The sequence below is a fragment of the Novosphingobium sp. YAF33 genome, from assembly GCF_052113265.1.
Taxonomy (GTDB): domain Bacteria; phylum Pseudomonadota; class Alphaproteobacteria; order Sphingomonadales; family Sphingomonadaceae; genus Novosphingobium.
Map to the genome: position 1 here is coordinate 1 of NZ_JBFRCW010000054.1, position 496 is coordinate 496.

The following is a 496-nucleotide window of genomic DNA, read 5'->3' on the forward strand; positions in this document are numbered from 1 at the left end:
CAGATCGCCTTGGCCACGTACGTCGCCATGTCGTTGGCGTTCTGCACCGATTCCACGCGCATCACCGTGCCGCCCGCGAAGTCGCAGGCRAAAGCCGCGCAGTCGCCGATGGCATAGATGTCCGGCAGCGAAGTGCGGCAATATTCGTCGACGTCCACGCCGTTGGCTCCGGCCGCGCCGGCCAGGATCAGCGGCCCGACCGCCGGGACGATGCCGATGCCCACGATCACCGCCTCGGCGCCCAGGACCTCGCCGCCGGCAAGCTGCACGCCGGTGACCTTGTGGCCATCGCCCACCAGGCAATCGACCGCGACGCCCGTGCGCAGGTCGACGCCGTGCGTCCGGTGCTCGCTTTGGTAGAATTCCGAGAGCGGCTCCCCGGCCACGCGCGCCAGCACGCGCGGCAGCGCTTCCAGCAGGGTGACCTTGAGGCCCATCTTCGAGAGCACTGCCGCCGCTTCGAGGCCGATGTAGCCGCCGCCGATCACGACCACAT

1 protein-coding gene is annotated in these 496 nt (G+C 69.5%); it reads right to left on the reverse strand.

From position 1 onward, the window contains the following. Positions 1 to 496: FAD-dependent oxidoreductase (locus AB4Z00_RS26585; RefSeq protein WP_442047905.1), on the reverse strand; the 496-nt coding region annotated here is incomplete at both ends.